We start from the raw sequence: 15,684 nt of genomic DNA on the forward strand, positions 1-15,684 counted from the left end.
TTTGTCACGCAACTCGAATTATTTAGTGTATATGCGCCTGCCAGCGCTCGCTGAGCAATGTGAGCGCCTGATTTGCCTGCTTCCAGCGCGACGAATCCAGCAGTTCCCGACGAGAAAACGAACCCTGATGATATAGGCGCGTTAGTTGCTCCGCTTTGACCGGGGACAGGTTATCCAGCACGCTGACCGCTCCTTCACGATGATTGCAAACCAGAATCATGTCACATCCCGCCTGCAACGCGGCCTGCGCCCGCTCTGGGTAACTTCCCATTACAGCCGCACCTTCCATCGACAGGTCGTCGGAGAAAATGATGCCATCAAAGCCTAACTCTTCACGCAGTACGGTTTTAAGCCAATAGGGAGAACCGCTGGCCGGACGTGGATCGGCCTCGGTGTAAACCACATGGGCAGGCATGATCGCATCTAATTGCTGGTGCTGGATCAGTGCTTTAAAAATCAACATATCGTGAGCACGAATCTCTGTGAGCGGGCGTGGGTCGCGCGGCGTCTCCTTATGTGAATCGGCGCTGACAGCACCGTGACCGGGGAAGTGCTTACCCGTGACCTTCATGCCTGCGCTATGCATACCGCGAATAAAGCTCTGTGCTACAGCCAACGCAGTCACGGGCTGTTCGTGAAACGAACGCTCACCAATCGCCGCACTCTGGTGACCGATATCCAGCACGGGTGCAAAACTGATGTCGATATCCATCGCGATCATTTCTGCCGCCATCAGCCAGCCGCCCTCTTCCGCCAACTTTTGAGCCTCTGACAGGCTATTTAATGCAGCGAACGCCTGCGCGGCAGGCAACCGGGTAAAACCGTCACGAAAACGCTGAACGCGCCCACCTTCCTGATCCACGGAAACCACGAGACGTTCGCGCGACGCAGCGCGGATTTGGCGTACTAATTCACGTAGCTGCGCCACATCATGAAAATTACGAGTGAACAGAATAACGCCGCCAACCAGCGGGTGTTGCAGCACTTCACGATCTTCTGCATCCAGCTCGTAGCTGGCGACATCTAACATTACCGGACCCACAAAAACCTCATTCTTTAGATAGTACTACTGAGTAAAATGACCACTACCGCAAATGCTACTGGGATAATTCACACCATCAGCCTAGCTTTAACCGATGGCGTAACGTGGGAATTTCCGCTAAAAATTCCGGGTTCTTCGTTTGCTGCCAGCGTATTTCAAACCACATCAATACCAGATAATCAACCCAGGGAAACCACTGCTTCACCTGTTGCTGAAGACGGCTCACGGAAAATCCTCGTCGGTGTCGCTGGTAGCTCTGTAGAAAATACGTTTGCGCCACACTGTCCATCTGGCTGGCTCGGACAATGAACGCCAGTTCAAAGGCGATATCGCCATCTGAGGCATATTCCCAGTCGATCAGCATGGTTCCTTGCTGCGTAATCAGTAGGTTCTCAGCATGCACATCCAGATGGAGGGGAGCCAACGCCATAGAAGTGGGTAGCGCAGCACGTTGAAAATGATGGTGGGCACGCAACAACGCTGGCGAACGACGGTGCGGATCCATCAGTTGCCAGTGTTGAGCAAATAGCGTTTTGAGATCGAGAGGGTAGCCACTAAGCGGCTGACGATGAAGCTGAGATAATATGCTCGCCACTTCTCCATTAGCCAGCATCATCAGGAACTCATCTGTTGTGGCAATACGTCCCGGCACCCACTCGACGATTAGCCAGCCGTCACGCCACAACAGTGGATGTGGCGCGAGCCCTATCGCAGACATTTTCCGCAGTAGAGCACACTCTCGCTGGCGATCGACGCCCATCTTTCGCTCGGCTGACGACTGTCGTCGCGCCAGCCATTCGATGCCCGCCCCATGAATACGCCAGCTTTTACTACTTAGCCCACCAATCAGTTCAAAGCGAATATCCGCCATTTCCAAGGCAGGGAAATGTTTCTGGATTGTCGCAGTCAGCTGTTGCTGGATGCCTGCCAGTTTAATGCTGAACGGCGCCATTGCCTGACCAAACAATTTCGCCGGTCTGCACCAGCATCAATTGCATGTCGATTTGCGGTGATTTCACGTCACCACTGACGTCGCTGTACAGCACATACTGCGCACTGACATAACGTGCCAGGCCAATCGCCTTGCTGCGCGATCCTAAGCTGTCATCAACTGACAGGCCCAACGTTTGTTTCGCAGCGGCCAGTTGCTCGCGTGGTACCAGCGTAAAGGCCTTGCCGGAGGATAACGCGTTGTACAGCGCGCTTGTCGCTTTCGCTATTGGCAGTGAACCATTGGTGTTGTTTTTCACGCTATCCACCAACAGTATGCTGCCCGGCGTAACGCCATCGGCTTTCAGCATCTGTGCCACCAGCGGGTTGATGCTGGCTTCCCAGTTCAACGTCTGGATTTTAGGCGGTTGCGGTACAGACTCACCCGGCGGCAACGTTGGCGTAGTTGGCACTTGAGGCTCAACTGGCTCAATAGTTGCTGGTGGCTCAGTCGGTTCCGGCGGACGACTGGGGCACCCTGTTAGTACCAATGCCGCCAGTATCACCCCTAGATACTTTTTCATATTTTCTCTCTCAAGACACCATTACAAAAACAGATGAAGACGAACCTGACGCGCATTAGGACTGCTACGCGTTGAAAAAACCGTCATTTCCGTCTGTGACGGGATTTCAATGGACTGCACCTCTTCAAAAGGCAGCACATCCAGCCCGTTTTCATCATACCAATAGAAACGGTAATGCACTGCCACCGCGTGTGGGGCATCGTTGCTGACAGCGGAAGAAGCCCGCAGCCTGCCATTTTCTGAATCCAGCGACGGATTCCCCGCCGTAATGCCAGCCGACAACACAGGAGCATCCAATACCAGTGTTTGTCGTTCATTGATAGTCAGCACTTTTGGCGCACTACAGCCCGCCAGCAGTCCCACCATCAGACATGTAGACAGAAAAAGCATCAGGTTACGCATGGTTTACTCGCATGATGGTTTTCTCATCTGATTATCAAACTTAATCCGCCAGCAAAGGCCCTAATGCACGACCGCCAACCAAATGCATGTGGATATGATATACCTCCTGCCCGCCGTGTCGGTTGCAGTTAATAATCAGGCGATAGCCGTCCTCTGCAATGCCTTCCTGCTGTGCAATCTTACCCGCAACCGTCACCATACGTCCCAACGCTGCTTCATGCTCTGGCGCCGTATCGTTAACGGTTGGGATTAATACATTCGGGATAATCAGAATATGTGTTGGCGTGCGGGGCGCGATATCACGGAAAGCGGTGACCAGTTCATCCTGATACACGATATCGGCAGGAATTTCCCGGCGGATGATTTTACTAAAGATGGTTTCTTCAGCCATGATTGATTTCCTTGTTAGCTGGCATTGAACGACGTCATGTAGGCAGTATGAGTGACATATTCCATTTCTTTCAACCTTCTTCGTCTATTTCTGGTGCAGGTGGTCAAAATACGACTCTTAGAAAAAATCTGTCTGATACCGAAACAATCACGCAATCGCTGCTACGGCAAGGGTTTGACCTCACTTAACAAATTTCCACCCTTTCCGTTGCTTTGTTAGTTAGACGACTGCGGCGTTCTCACCAACATCATCAACAGGATGCAAACCAGCAAAGCGGCACCTACGTTATAGAGCATCCCCGTAACAAAGGCCGAAACGTATTGACCCGCTTGCGCAACGGCACTATCGCCTTCGGCCAGCACGGTGCCAAACAGGATGCCAACCACAGCGACGCCCAACGCCGCCCCAACCTGCTGAACCGTCGAGATTACACCTGATGCCATACCTGCCTTAGCTTCATTTACAAAGCCCAAAACCAGATTCAATAGCGGGGTCATGATAAAACCCTGGCCAGCACCGACGACCACAAGCACAGGAATCAGCCGTATGGCCACCAGATTCGCCCCCGCTAGCTGCACCTGCATAATCAATAGCCCGATGGAAGCAGTATATACCAGCGCCCCCGCGACGATGGCAACGATCCCCCAGCGGGCGACCAGACGCGGCGCAACCAGCGATGCCAGAACGAATCCCACACTGCAAGGTGCAAAAATACTACCCGCGAGGAAGGGATCAAGCCCCAACCCAGTTTGCACCAGCAGGGCAAAACACAAGAAAAATGAGCTGGATGTGGAATACACCAGCAGCACGAGTAACACGCCCAACAGGAAACGACGCTGCGCGAGCAGACGCATATCAACCAAGGGAAGATGCCCCGCCAGTTGGCGCTGTTCCTGCTGACGGTAAAAAATGATCAACAGGATAGCCGCAGTGGCAAGCATCCACAGGCTCCATGCAGGCCACCCTTGTCCCGGCCCTTCAATCAGCGGCACCAGCAGCAGCGTAAGCCCAACGCTGACCAGCAGCACCCCCATCCAGTCCAGTGAAGGACGCAGCGACGTACAGGATTCAGGAATAAATCGCGCCGCCGCGATCGCTAACAGACCAATAGGAACATTGATAAGAAAGATGCTGCGCCAGCTCAGCCCGAACAGATTAGCATGTACCAGCCATCCTCCCAGTACCTGACCCGCGATAGCAGCTAACCCCAGCGTCATCCCCAGCAGACCGAAGGCTCGGCGACTATCGTTCCCATCGAAATTGACGCGGATAGAAGCATAGACCTGTGGGAACAATAACGCAGCCGCAAGTCCCTGCAAGATGCGAGCGCTAATCAGAAACCCCGCGTTAGGCGCTAAACCACACAGCGCAGAAGCAATCGTAAATCCAGCCATGCCCACGATAAACAGGCGGCGTCGCCCAAACACATCCCCCAATCGGCTCCCCGTAATCAGCAGCACACCGAAAGCCAGTTCGTAACCTGCTACGATAAAGCCGATCTGAGCGAAGCTGGCTCCCAGATCGACCTGCATACTCGGGATCGCGATATTAACCACGAACAGATCGAAGATCGTAACAAAGCCCGCCATGAGTAGCACAGACAGCCCGAGCCAAGGCGGACTCTTGGCCGTCGTCGCTAAAGCCGAAGCACGATAAGTTGAGTTCATTTTGTCTATCCTTGTGTATGGTAGATTTTTGTATGAAGAGTCATCGCGTCATCATTCTCAAATCCTTTTTAAACAATTACAATTTAACCATTTATGCTATTACTAAAAGCAATGCGGTAACCGATGAGAACATTGGAAAGAACTCGCCATGATCTGGCTGCATTTTTGCGCGCGCGTCGAGAACGAGTGTCACCCGCTGACGTGGGCTTGCCCAGCGGTGGAAGACGACGTACGCCAGGGCTGCGACGCGAGGAAGTGGCCGCACTAGCCGGGGTTGGCGTGACCTGGTACACCTGGCTCGAACAGGGGCGCGATATTGGTGTATCAGCAGCATTTCTGGACAGCCTGGCACGAGTGCTTAAACTTGATGCGGCCGAACGCCGGCATCTATACCTGCTGGCACACGAACGGCCACCTGTCGAGCCGGGTAAGACGTGGTGCGTGGTTCCACCACTAGTACGGCGTCTGATGCACGATCTGGCTCCCCATCCGGCCTATATTCTCAACCTGCGCTGGGATGTGCTGACCTTCAATGAACCGGCGAATCAGCTTTTCAGCTTCGACGCTCATCCTTCCGAAAGGCGTAATCTGCTCTGGCTCTTGTTTACCGATCCGTTACTGCATGAACGATTCATCGGCTGGGAGCAACAGGCTCCGCAGATGCTGTCGAGTTTTCGCCGCGATTTCGCACGTGCGACGCAGGAAGCGGACATTCATGAACTGGTGGACGAACTGGAGCAGGTATCGCCAGATTTCAAAACGTGGTGGCGCCAGCATGATGTGCATGCCCCGTGCAGCGGCGTGCGTCAACTGATGATCGACGGCAAAGCTGAAGCCTTTGAGCATACGTCGCTAACCATCGATGAAGTTCGACATCTGCGTTTGGTGGTTTATGCTCAGCAATCTCAGAGAGAGGAGTGATGTTGCGGTATCAGAAAGATAGACAAATTATGTTGCAGGATCTCGCTACTTAAGCAGATAAAAGCCTCGCCGTTTAGCACGAATGTTTTGGAGGCAGTTTGATGCTAACCATAAAAAAAGGGGCTTTCGCCCCTTTTTGCCACTCCCCAACAACCCATCAGTGGTTACGGATGTAGTCGTCCATATCGGTTTTCAGGTTATCGGATTTCGTACCGAAAATTGCCTGAACGCCGGAACCTGCCACAACCACACCGGCTGCACCCAGTTTTTTCAGGCCAGCCTGATCAACTTTAGTCACATCGCCTACGCTAACGCGCAGACGGGTGATGCATGCATCCAGATTAGTGATGTTTTCTTTACCACCAAACGCGCTAACCAGTGCAGCAGCCATTTCGGTGCTGTCCTGCGAAGTTTGCTCAGATGAGCTATCTTCACGACCCGGCGTTTTCAGATTCAGCTTGGCAATCAGAACGCGGAAGATAGTGTAGTAAATCAACGCATAGCACAGGCCCACAATCGGGAACAGCCACAGGTTGCTACCGTTGCCGCTCAGTACCACGAAGTCGATCAGACCGTGAGAGAAGCTTGTACCATCACGCATACCCAGCAGGATACAGATTGGGAACGCCAGACCCGCTAGAATCGCATGGATCACATACAGGATCGGCGCAACAAACATGAATGAGAACTCAATTGGCTCAGTGATACCCGTCAGGAACGAGGTCAGCGCCGCAGAGATCATAATACCGCCCACTTTCGCGCGGTTTTCTGGTTTCGCAGAGTGCCAGATAGCAATAGCCGCTGCCGGCAGACCGTACATTTTAAACAGGAAGCCGCCAGACAATTTACCCGCAGTCGGGTCACCAGCAATGTAACGCGGGATATCACCGTGGAAAACCTGACCCGCCGCATTGGTGAATTCACCCACTTGCATTTGGAAAGGTACGTTCCAGATATGGTGCAGACCAAACGGTACCAGAGAGCGTTCAACAACCCCGTAGATACCGAATGCCAACATCGGGTTCTCATTCGCTGCCCAATGTGAAAATGTTTGGATAGCGCTACCGACCGGTGGCCATATGAAAGACAGCACCACACCGGTAACGATCGCAGTCAGACCGGAAATGATTGGCACAAAGCGCTTACCGGCAAAGAAGCCCAAATACTCAGGCAGTTGAATGCGGTAGAAGCGATTAAACATATACGCGGCAATCGCACCGGCAATGATCCCGCCTAGAACACCGGTATCCGCCAGGTGCTTCGCTGTAATCTCGGCAGCCGGTAGATTAAGAACCAGCGGTGCAATCGCAGCCATGGTTTTCACCATGATGCCATAAGCGACCACTGCCGCCAGTGCGGAAACACCGTCGTTATTAGTGAAGCCCAAGGCAACACCAATAGCAAAAATCAGCGGCATGTTGGCAAACACCGAATCACCGGCCTGTGCCATGACGCTGGAGACAATTTCAGGTAGCCAGCTAAAGTTGGCCGAACCGACACCCAGCAGAATACCTGCAATAGGGAGTACGGATACGGGCAGCATTAGCGACTTACCTACTTTTTGCAGGTTTGCGAATGCATTCTTGAACATAATTGAGTGTGCTCCTGAGTAATAGTGCTTTTACTTCTGATACTTCATATAAGCAAAGACGGGGAGGATGGCCCTTGCGAGTTGGGGTGTCTTAGCCCCCTTTAATTTTTACGCAGAGTAAAATAAATAGCGTTCGCAATGTTTGATTGCTATCACGTTTCCACAAGCCAACAGGTTAAGATCGAACAGATATTGCACTTTTCAGTGATATATCGCTAAAAAACACGTTCCCCTGAAGAGGAAAAACCTAATCAAGGGATTTATGGAGCGCTATTAATTACACGGGTAAAAAAAACTCGGCTATTCTCAGCCACTATTGCGCTGCGGTCAACCGAGTTGGATCGATGTGAAACAGGCGGGAAAAGTTTTCTGTCGTGGCAGCGGCGAGAGTTTCCAGCGACGTGCCTTTCACTACGGCAAGGTATTCCGCTACATCACGCACATACGCAGGCTGGTTTTCCTGACCCCGGAACGGGACAGGTGCTAACCAAGGGGAATCCGTCTCAATCAGCATCCGATCCAACGGCACGTAGCGCGCTACGTCACGCAATTCTTCTGCATTACGGAATGTCACGATCCCAGAAAACGAGATATAGAATCCCATATCCAGCAAGGCTTTTGCCGTGACCAAATCTTCCGTAAAACAGTGCAGAACGCCGCTGCATTTTTCCGCGTGCTCCTCACGCAAAATCGCCAGCGTATCTTCACGGGCGGAACGTGTATGCACGATGACAGGCTTGTTCAGATCATTGCCAATACGAATATGTTCACGAAACGACGCCTGCTGCTGGGCTTTTGTCTCCTGCTGATAGAAATAATCCAGCCCCGTTTCCCCCATCGCCACCACACGGCTGGCGGTGGCTAGCTCGCGCAACTCGGCATAATCGTAAGGGGCTTCCTGATTGAGCGGATGAACGCCGCAGGAAAAGACCACGTTATCGCGTTCGCCGATTAACTCCACCATCGCCCGATAGCCGGGCAGCGTTGTCGCCACAGCCAGAAGGAAACCGACATCACGACGCTTCGCTTTCTCCAGCACGTCGGAGACATCTTTATGCAATGACTGATAATCCAAACCGTCAAGATGACAGTGGGAATCCACTAACAACATGATATTTACTCGATATTAATTAAACAGAAAAAGGATGGCTGTCGCGCTTAACTGACGAAGCAAGCGTACGCTCACCATCGAGCAACCGTTCCGTCAGCAGTAACTCGCGGTTAACCCCCGTGACGGTCAGCAATTTTTGTCGGCAAGCCATCCACTGTTGCAACTCATACAGCCAATGTCCAGACGGCTCGCGTGCCAGACGCTCAACCAGTTCGATCTGATCCTGATTCACCAAATGCTCACTGGCTCCCTGCTGCCACTTCATGGCATCCAGCAGTAGCGCGGCCAGCCAGTGAATTCGCACATCCGCATCATCATGATTCAGTTGAGGTATCAACGAAAGCAGATCCCGCGAAGTCAGCGCGGCAGAAAATGCCTGACACAGCCCGGAACGCTGCTTCCAGCGTTCCGGCTGCAATAACGCTTCGGCAGCCAAAGGGGCGCCCGATTGCAATCTTAATGCCGTACGCAATGCCTTACTATCATGACGATGACGCGCATTCAGCCAGAGCACGCTCTGCGTCTCATTCGGCACATCCAGATAGTGATATAAGCAGCGACTGCGTAAAGTTGCTAACAAACGCGCAGGCTCACGGCAGCCGAATAAAAAGAAGGTATTCTGTGGCGGTTCTTCCAACGTTTTTAGCAGCGCGTTCGCTGCCGCTTCAGTCAGTTGCTCAGCGGAAGCCAGCCAGATCACTTTTGCTCCGCCTTGTCGGGAGTGTTGATACACTTTTTCCACGACGTCACGCACCGGATCGACGCCCAGACTCTGTTTACCTTTCTCCGGGCTAAGCACATGCCAGTCTGGGTGCGTACCCGCTGTCATCAGGTTACAAGAGTGGCACTGGCCGCAGCTTTTCATTCCATCTGGTCGCTGGCAGATCAGCCAACGACTCAGCGCATAAATAAGCGATTCATCGCCCATGCCCGGCAACGCATGCAACAACACCGCATGGTGGCCTCTACCCGCCTGATATTGACCGATAAGCTGCCGATAAGAGGCATTCAGCCACGGATACCAATCCATCAGTGCTGTCCCTGCTCGACAGGCTGCAATCCTTGTTGCTGCAACCACTGCTGTAATGCGGCCTGAATATCTGCACTGACAGCATCAATAGATTGTGAGGCATCGATCGTCAGGATGCTGCTATCCTCCGCCGCCAGTTCCTGATAGCGGGAGCGGGTACGATCAAAGAAAGCCAGCGACTCCTGCTCGATTCTATCCAGTTCGCCGCGTTGACGCGCGCGCTGCAAACCGATAGCTGGCGGTAAATCAAGATAAAGCGTCAGGTCGGGACGAAAATCGCCCAGCACGGTATCGCGCAGTGAGCGTAGCAGTTGCTGATCGATCCCACGCCCTCCCCCCTGATAAGCCTGTGAAGAGAGATCGTGCCGATCGCCGATAACCCATTTTCCATCTGCCAACGCAGGTTTAATGACGTTATCCACTAGTTGCACTCTGGCAGCGTAGAGCATCAGCACTTCCGCTTTGTCGGTGACCTTCTCATCGGCCATCCCTTGCTTAATGAGTTCTCGCAGTTTCTCCGCCAGCGGTGTGCCGCCGGGTTCCCGCGTGAACACCACCTCTTGCACACCGTGTGATCGCAGTGTTTCTACGACGATATTGCGCGCGGTGGTCTTCCCTGCGCCTTCCAATCCTTCAATAACGATAAATTTACTGTTCATCCCGTTCCTTTAACGCTGAGCGGTATACCTTTACAGCACGATTATGGTCTGCAAGGTTAGTGGTAAAACTGTGCCCACCTTTTCCATCCGCCACGAAATACAGATACGACGTTTTGGCTGGATGTGCTGCCGCATCCAATGACGCTTTCCCCGGCATCGCGATCGGCGTCGGCGGCAAGCCGGAGATGACATAAGTATTGTAAGGCGTCGGCGTATCTAATGCTTTACGAGTTATCACGCCTTTGTAGTCATCCCCCATGCCATAAATCACCGTGGGATCCGTTTGCAACCGCATACCAAGCCGTAAGCGATTGACAAAAACGGAGGCGACCTGCGTACGCTCTTCATTGATTGCCGTTTCTTTTTCAATGATTGACGCCATCGTCAGCAACTCGTCTGGTGTCTTGTACGGTAAACCTTCTTCACGCCCTTTCCATACGTCATCCACCGTTTTTTTCATACGCTGATGCGCACGCTGCAATAGGGCGCTATCACTCGTGCCAGCCGTGTATGAATACGTGTCAGGATAAAACCAACCTTCCGGGTTCGCCTTATCTTTGATTTCCAACTGAGTGGCGATGTCCTGTTCAGTTTTCACGGCCAGAGCATGCTTGATATAAGGTGCCTGCTGTAATGTGACGAGCCACTCTTTCAGGCGCGAACCTTCGACGAAGCGAATGGTGAATTGCGCTTCCTTTCCGCTGGACAATAAGGCCAACATCTCGCGGACGCTCATACCGGCAGTAAAGCGGTACGTACCCGCTTTGAATTTTGCCAATTCCGGCTCGATACGCAACAGCCACGGAAAAAACGGCCCATCGGTAATAATTTTCTGATCGAGAAGCAGTGTTTCCAGCCCTTCTCTTCCCGTACCAGCCGGAAGCGTAAAGATAGTTTCCTTTTCGATAGCCAATGGAGAATCAGCAAAACGCTGCATTTTCTGCCACACGACCAGAACTACCAGCACAACGGCAGCGATAATCAGCAAACCAATTTTCTTTTTCTTCATAAATCAACCATCTACTAGCAGTCAGGACTTAGGAATTGATAAAGCTCTCGGGAGTGATAACGCCAGACATGCGCCTGATTCACGGGGACTATCGGCATCAATGCGTTACAAATCAGCACTTCATCCGCATCGGTCAGTGTAGTAACAGGCTCACTGACGATTTGTAGCGCGAAGTCAGACTCTGCCAGTAAGGCAATAATATGCTGTCGAGCAACGCCATCCACACCTGACTGAGATAAATCCGGCGTATAGACCCGATGTCCCTTACGCCAGAATAAATTAGCGGCACAGCATTCCACTAGCGCATCTGAGGTGTCAAGCACGAGGGTCTCATCGGCTGAGGTCTGGTCAAGATGCGCACGAATCAACACTTGTTCAAGCCGATTCAAATGTTTTATTCCCGCCAACAGCGGGTTTTTAGCTAACGCCACAGGACTCAGATTCAGGCTAATACCTTGCTCACGCCAGTCGGCATAATGCGCAGGATAATCTGCCTGCATGACTATTCGGGTTGGCTGTACACAACCTTGCGCACCATAACCACGCCCACCGACGCCACGCGTTAGCATGACTTTCACTACGCCGCTCGATAGTCCCTGCGCTGACAAAATCATTTCAGCACGCAGATTTTCCCAGTCAATGAGTGGAAATAATAAGCGGGTAGCAGCCTGTTGCAGCCGCGCAATATGCCGTTCTAGCCAAACAATCTCGCCATTACATACTCTGGCTGTCGTAAAGCAGCCGTCACCATACTGTATTCCCCGATCGAGAGCAGAAAGCTGTTCTGTTAACTTGCCATTAATCCACAACATAATAAGCTCCGCGTCATTCATCGTCGTCAGCTTGCCAGTAAAGCAACATCGCACACAAGCAGGTGTGTCTGATTTTATTAAGGCAAAAAAAAACCCGGAAACCGGGTTTTTTAATACGCTATTGCAATCACACTTTACGGAAGATCAGAGAACCGTTGGTTCCACCGAAACCGAAAGAGTTGCAGAGTACGTATTCCAGGTTGCTGACCTGACGAGCCTCGTGCGGCACGAAATCCAGATCGCAGCCTTCATCTGGATTATCCAGATTAAGCGTTGGCGGAACAGCCTGATCGCGCAGCGCAAGAATACTGAAGATTGACTCTACCGCACCTGCCGCACCGAGCAAGTGACCCGTCATAGATTTTGTCGAACTAACCAGCACACTGCTGGCGTCTGCACCAAATACGGACTTCACTGCCTGTGTTTCGGCTTTATCACCCGCCGGCGTAGAAGTGCCGTGCGCGTTGATATAACCGATCTGGCGCGTTGACACACCCGCGTCACGCAGCGCGTTTTCCATCGCCAGGGCTGCACCCGAACCGTTCTCCGGCGGAGACGTCATATGATACGCATCGCTACTCATGCCAAATCCAACGATTTCTGCATAGATTTTCGCACCGCGCTTTTTCGCGTGTTCATACTCTTCCAGCACAATGAGGCCAGCGCCGTCGCCCAACACAAAACCATCACGACCTTTATCCCACGGACGGCTTGCCGCCTGAGGATCGTCATTGCGTGTTGACAACGCACGAGCGGCACCGAATCCGCCGACACCTAATGGCGTACTGGCTTTTTCTGCCCCACCGGCCAACATGACATCCGCATCATTGTAAGCAATGATGCGTGCTGCCTGACCAATATTGTGCACGCCAGACGTACAGGCCGTAGCAATAGAGATGCTCGGGCCACGCAGTCCGTACATGATAGTAAGATGCCCAGCCACCATATTGACAATGGTTGACGGCACGAAGAACGGACTGATTTTACGCGGGCCGCCGTTCACCAGCGCAGTGTGGTTCTCTTCAATAAGACCCAGACCGCCGATGCCGGAACCAATCGCCGCACCGATACGCGGGGCGTTCTCTTCCGTTACTTCTAAACCGGAATCCTGCATGGCCTGAACGCCCGCAGCAACACCGTATTGAATAAAGGCATCCATTTTGCGAGCTTCTTTACGCGAAATGAATTCTTCAGAATTAAAATTCTTTACTAAGCCAGCAAAACGCGTTGCGTAGGCACTAGTATCGAAATGGTCGATCAGGCTGATACCACTCTGACCGGCAAGAAGAGCACTCCAGGTAGACTCAACTGTATTGCCGACAGGAGATAACATGCCAAGTCCGGTCACAACTACTCGACGCTTAGACACGCTTATCCTCCAGGGAGGGAAAAAAGACACTGCGGGACAAAAAAAACTTAGGCGGTCGAATGACCGCCTAGATATGTTCGCTTACTGCTGGTTAGCCTGAATGAAATCAATGGCTGCCTGAACAGTCGTGATTTTTTCAGCTTCTTCGTCTGGAATCTCAGTATCAAATTCTTCTTCCAGAGCCATAACCAGCTCAACAGTGTCAAGAGAATCAGCGCCGAGGTCATCAACGAAAGAAGCATTGTTTACGACTTCTTCCTGCTTAACACCAAGCTGTTCAACGATGATTTTCTTAACGCGTTCTTCGATAGTGCTCATACTCTTAAATTTCCTATCAAAACTCGCTTTCGCGATGGTTTTCGTAGTGTATAAAATGTTTGAAAAGATGCAACAAAATCTCGGCTGGTCGAACCACGATTTTGTGCTATTTTGCGGTTATCACCGCAAATAATGCAAATAGTTTTCGAGCTTTTTAGATCATATACATGCCGCCATTGACATGCAATGTTTCGCCAGTAATGTAAGCAGCTTCATCAGAGGCTAAAAATACAACAGCACTGGCGATTTCTTTAGCATCACCGAGTCGGTTAGCTGGAACCGACGTCAAAATGCCTGCTCGCTGTTCTTCTGTCAATGCCTGAGTCATATCTGTTTCGATAAAACCAGGCGCGACCACGTTGACCGTAATACCACGAGAAGCCACTTCACGCGCGAGGGATTTACTGAACCCAATCAGTCCCGCCTTCGCTGCCGCATAGTTAGCTTGTCCTGCATTGCCCATCGTTCCCACAACGGAACCGATGGTAATGATCCGGCCAAAACGTTTCTTCATCATGGCACGCATCACTGCTTTAGACATGCGGAATACCGACGTTAAATTGGTATCCAGAATATCGTGCCATTCATCATCTTTCATACGCATCAGCAGGTTATCACGAGTGATGCCCGCGTTATTGATAAGAATATCAACTTCCCCGAATTCTGCGCGAATTTCTGCTAACACGCTTTCTACTGACGCTGCATCAGCAACATTCAGCATATAGCCTTTACCGTTCTCACCCAGCCAGTTGCTAATAGCTTCAGCACCCTTTTCGCTGGTCGCAGTACCAATGACTTTTGCCCCGCGGGCAACCAACGTCTCGGCGATGGCACGTCCTATACCACGGCTTGCACCGGTAACCAGTGCAATTTTCCCCTCAAAACTCATTGTCTTCTCCGTTCTTATTTCTCAATCGCCGCTGATAGAGAAGCAGGATCGTTCACCGCAGCTGCTGTCAGGGTATCGACGATTCGTTTGGTTAATCCTGCCAATACTTTACCCGGCCCGACTTCTAACAGTGATTCAACGCCCTGAGAGGCTATGAATTCAACACAGTCAGTCCAACGCACTGGACAATAAAGTTGGCGCACCAGCGCATCGCGAATAGCTTCTGGTGTGGTTTCGATGCTTGCATCGACATTGTTTACCACTGGGATGGCCGGAGAATTAAAGGTCACGGACTCCAGCGCCACAGCAAGTTTCTTCGCGGCGGGTTCCATCAACGCACAGTGTGAAGGCACGCTGACAGGCAGCGGCAGCGCACGCTTGGCACCGGCAGCCTTACACGCAGCGCCTGCACGCTCAACGGCGTCTTTATTGCCCGCAATGACTACCTGACCCGGTGAATTGAAGTTTACTGGCGACACCACTTGCCCCTGCGCGGATTCTTCACACGCTTTGGCAATGGCATCATTATTAAGTCCGATAATGGCATACATCGCGCCTGTGCCTTCCGGCACCGCTTCCTGCATCAGTTTGCCACGCAATTCAACCAAGCGAACGGCCTGTTGGAAATCCAGAACACCAGCGCAAACCAGGGCTGAATACTCACCGAGACTATGGCCAGACATCAACGCAGGCGTTTTTCCTCCCTGCTGCTGCCAGATACGCCAGATAGCAACAGAAGCGGTCAGTAACGCAGGTTGTGTCTGCCAGGTTTTATTCAACTCTTCAACTGGCCCTTGCTGGGTAAGCTGCCACAAGTCATAACCTAATGCTTCAGAAGCTTGAGCAAACGTTTCGGTGACGATCGGGTATTCTGCCGCAAGCTCAGCCAACATCCCTATCGTCTGCGATCCCTGACCGGGAAACACCATTGCAAATTGCGTCATATCACAATCCTGTTT

Annotated in this window: 17 protein-coding genes; 1 reads left to right on the plus strand and 16 read right to left on the minus strand. The window is 52.0% G+C overall.

Going from position 1 to position 15,684, the window contains the following annotated elements:
* Window positions 1-22: 22 nt before the first annotated feature.
* The 6 genes from nagZ to KP22_RS07030 all read right to left on the minus strand — a co-directional run bounded on the left by nagZ (window position 23) and on the right by KP22_RS07030 (window position 5,016).
* Window positions 23-1,042: a beta-N-acetylhexosaminidase gene (gene nagZ / locus KP22_RS07005; protein WP_039323230.1), complete on the minus strand. Its 1,020-nt coding sequence runs from the start codon at window positions 1,040-1,042 to the stop codon at window positions 23-25.
* Window positions 1,043-1,118: 76 nt separating this feature from the next.
* Window positions 1,119-1,994: a thiamine kinase gene (gene thiK / locus KP22_RS07010; RefSeq protein ID WP_039323232.1), complete on the minus strand. Its 876-nt coding sequence runs from the start codon at window positions 1,992-1,994 to the stop codon at window positions 1,119-1,121.
* The gene (gene lpoB / locus KP22_RS07015) at window positions 1,975-2,556 is read right to left on the minus strand and encodes a penicillin-binding protein activator LpoB (RefSeq protein ID WP_039298920.1); all 582 of its coding nucleotides are present in this window, start codon (window positions 2,554-2,556) and stop codon (window positions 1,975-1,977) included. The genes thiK and lpoB overlap by 20 nt, the downstream gene beginning before the upstream one ends.
* Window positions 2,557-2,577: 21 nt before the next feature.
* On the minus strand, window positions 2,578-2,958 hold the full coding sequence (locus KP22_RS07020) for a YcfL family putative periplasmic lipoprotein (protein ID WP_039298917.1): 381 nt from the start codon (window positions 2,956-2,958) through the stop codon (window positions 2,578-2,580).
* A gap of 40 nt (window positions 2,959-2,998) precedes the next feature.
* Entirely contained in the window at window positions 2,999-3,349 is a 351-nt protein-coding gene (gene hinT, locus KP22_RS07025) for a purine nucleoside phosphoramidase (protein WP_039323234.1), read from the minus strand.
* A gap of 215 nt (window positions 3,350-3,564) precedes the next feature.
* On the minus strand, window positions 3,565-5,016 hold the full coding sequence (locus KP22_RS07030) for an MFS transporter (RefSeq protein ID WP_039323237.1): 1,452 nt from the start codon (window positions 5,014-5,016) through the stop codon (window positions 3,565-3,567).
* Between the two features lie 123 nt (window positions 5,017-5,139).
* Between KP22_RS07030 and KP22_RS07035 the strand changes: the two genes are divergently transcribed.
* Window positions 5,140-5,937: a helix-turn-helix transcriptional regulator gene (locus KP22_RS07035; protein WP_039323240.1), complete on the plus strand. Its 798-nt coding sequence runs from the start codon at window positions 5,140-5,142 to the stop codon at window positions 5,935-5,937.
* 157 nt (window positions 5,938-6,094) lie between these two features.
* Here the strand turns inward: KP22_RS07035 and ptsG are convergent, their stop codons facing one another.
* The 10 genes from ptsG to fabD form a co-directional block, all read right to left on the minus strand.
* Window positions 6,095-7,528: a PTS glucose transporter subunit IIBC gene (ptsG, locus tag KP22_RS07040; protein WP_039323244.1), complete on the minus strand. Its 1,434-nt coding sequence runs from the start codon at window positions 7,526-7,528 to the stop codon at window positions 6,095-6,097.
* Window positions 7,529-7,841: 313 nt separating this feature from the next.
* Window positions 7,842-8,639: a metal-dependent hydrolase gene (locus KP22_RS07045; protein WP_039323247.1), complete on the minus strand. Its 798-nt coding sequence runs from the start codon at window positions 8,637-8,639 to the stop codon at window positions 7,842-7,844.
* Window positions 8,640-8,658: 19 nt separating this feature from the next.
* Window positions 8,659-9,669 (minus strand): DNA polymerase III subunit delta', encoded by a 1,011-nt coding sequence (gene holB / locus KP22_RS07050; protein ID WP_039323250.1) that lies wholly within the window; start codon window positions 9,667-9,669, stop codon window positions 8,659-8,661.
* The gene (gene tmk, locus KP22_RS07055) at window positions 9,669-10,328 is read right to left on the minus strand and encodes a dTMP kinase (RefSeq protein ID WP_039298897.1); all 660 of its coding nucleotides are present in this window, start codon (window positions 10,326-10,328) and stop codon (window positions 9,669-9,671) included. The genes holB and tmk overlap by 1 nt, the downstream gene beginning before the upstream one ends.
* Window positions 10,318-11,337, minus strand: a complete 1,020-nt coding sequence (gene mltG, locus KP22_RS07060; protein WP_039323253.1) for an endolytic transglycosylase MltG — start codon at window positions 11,335-11,337, stop codon at window positions 10,318-10,320. Before mltG ends, tmk begins: the two co-directional genes overlap by 11 nt.
* A gap of 14 nt (window positions 11,338-11,351) precedes the next feature.
* Window positions 11,352-12,149 (minus strand): aminodeoxychorismate lyase, encoded by a 798-nt coding sequence (gene pabC / locus KP22_RS07065; RefSeq protein WP_039323256.1) that lies wholly within the window; start codon window positions 12,147-12,149, stop codon window positions 11,352-11,354.
* A gap of 127 nt (window positions 12,150-12,276) precedes the next feature.
* Window positions 12,277-13,518 carry a beta-ketoacyl-ACP synthase II gene (fabF, locus tag KP22_RS07070; protein WP_039323259.1) on the minus strand — a complete coding sequence of 414 codons (1,242 nt, stop codon included), beginning with the start codon at window positions 13,516-13,518 and terminating at the stop codon, window positions 12,277-12,279.
* An 81-nt stretch (window positions 13,519-13,599) separates the two neighbouring features.
* Window positions 13,600-13,836, minus strand: a complete 237-nt coding sequence (acpP, locus tag KP22_RS07075; RefSeq protein WP_005970506.1) for an acyl carrier protein — start codon at window positions 13,834-13,836, stop codon at window positions 13,600-13,602.
* A gap of 154 nt (window positions 13,837-13,990) precedes the next feature.
* The gene (gene fabG, locus KP22_RS07080; protein WP_039298883.1) at window positions 13,991-14,725 is read right to left on the minus strand and encodes a 3-oxoacyl-ACP reductase FabG; all 735 of its coding nucleotides are present in this window, start codon (window positions 14,723-14,725) and stop codon (window positions 13,991-13,993) included.
* Between the two features lie 14 nt (window positions 14,726-14,739).
* Window positions 14,740-15,669, minus strand: a complete 930-nt coding sequence (gene fabD, locus KP22_RS07085) for an ACP S-malonyltransferase (protein ID WP_039298881.1) — start codon at window positions 15,667-15,669, stop codon at window positions 14,740-14,742.
* Between the last annotated feature and the right edge of the window lie 15 nt (window positions 15,670-15,684).

Source organism: Pectobacterium betavasculorum, assembly GCF_000749845.1.
GTDB lineage: Bacteria > Pseudomonadota > Gammaproteobacteria > Enterobacterales > Enterobacteriaceae > Pectobacterium > Pectobacterium betavasculorum.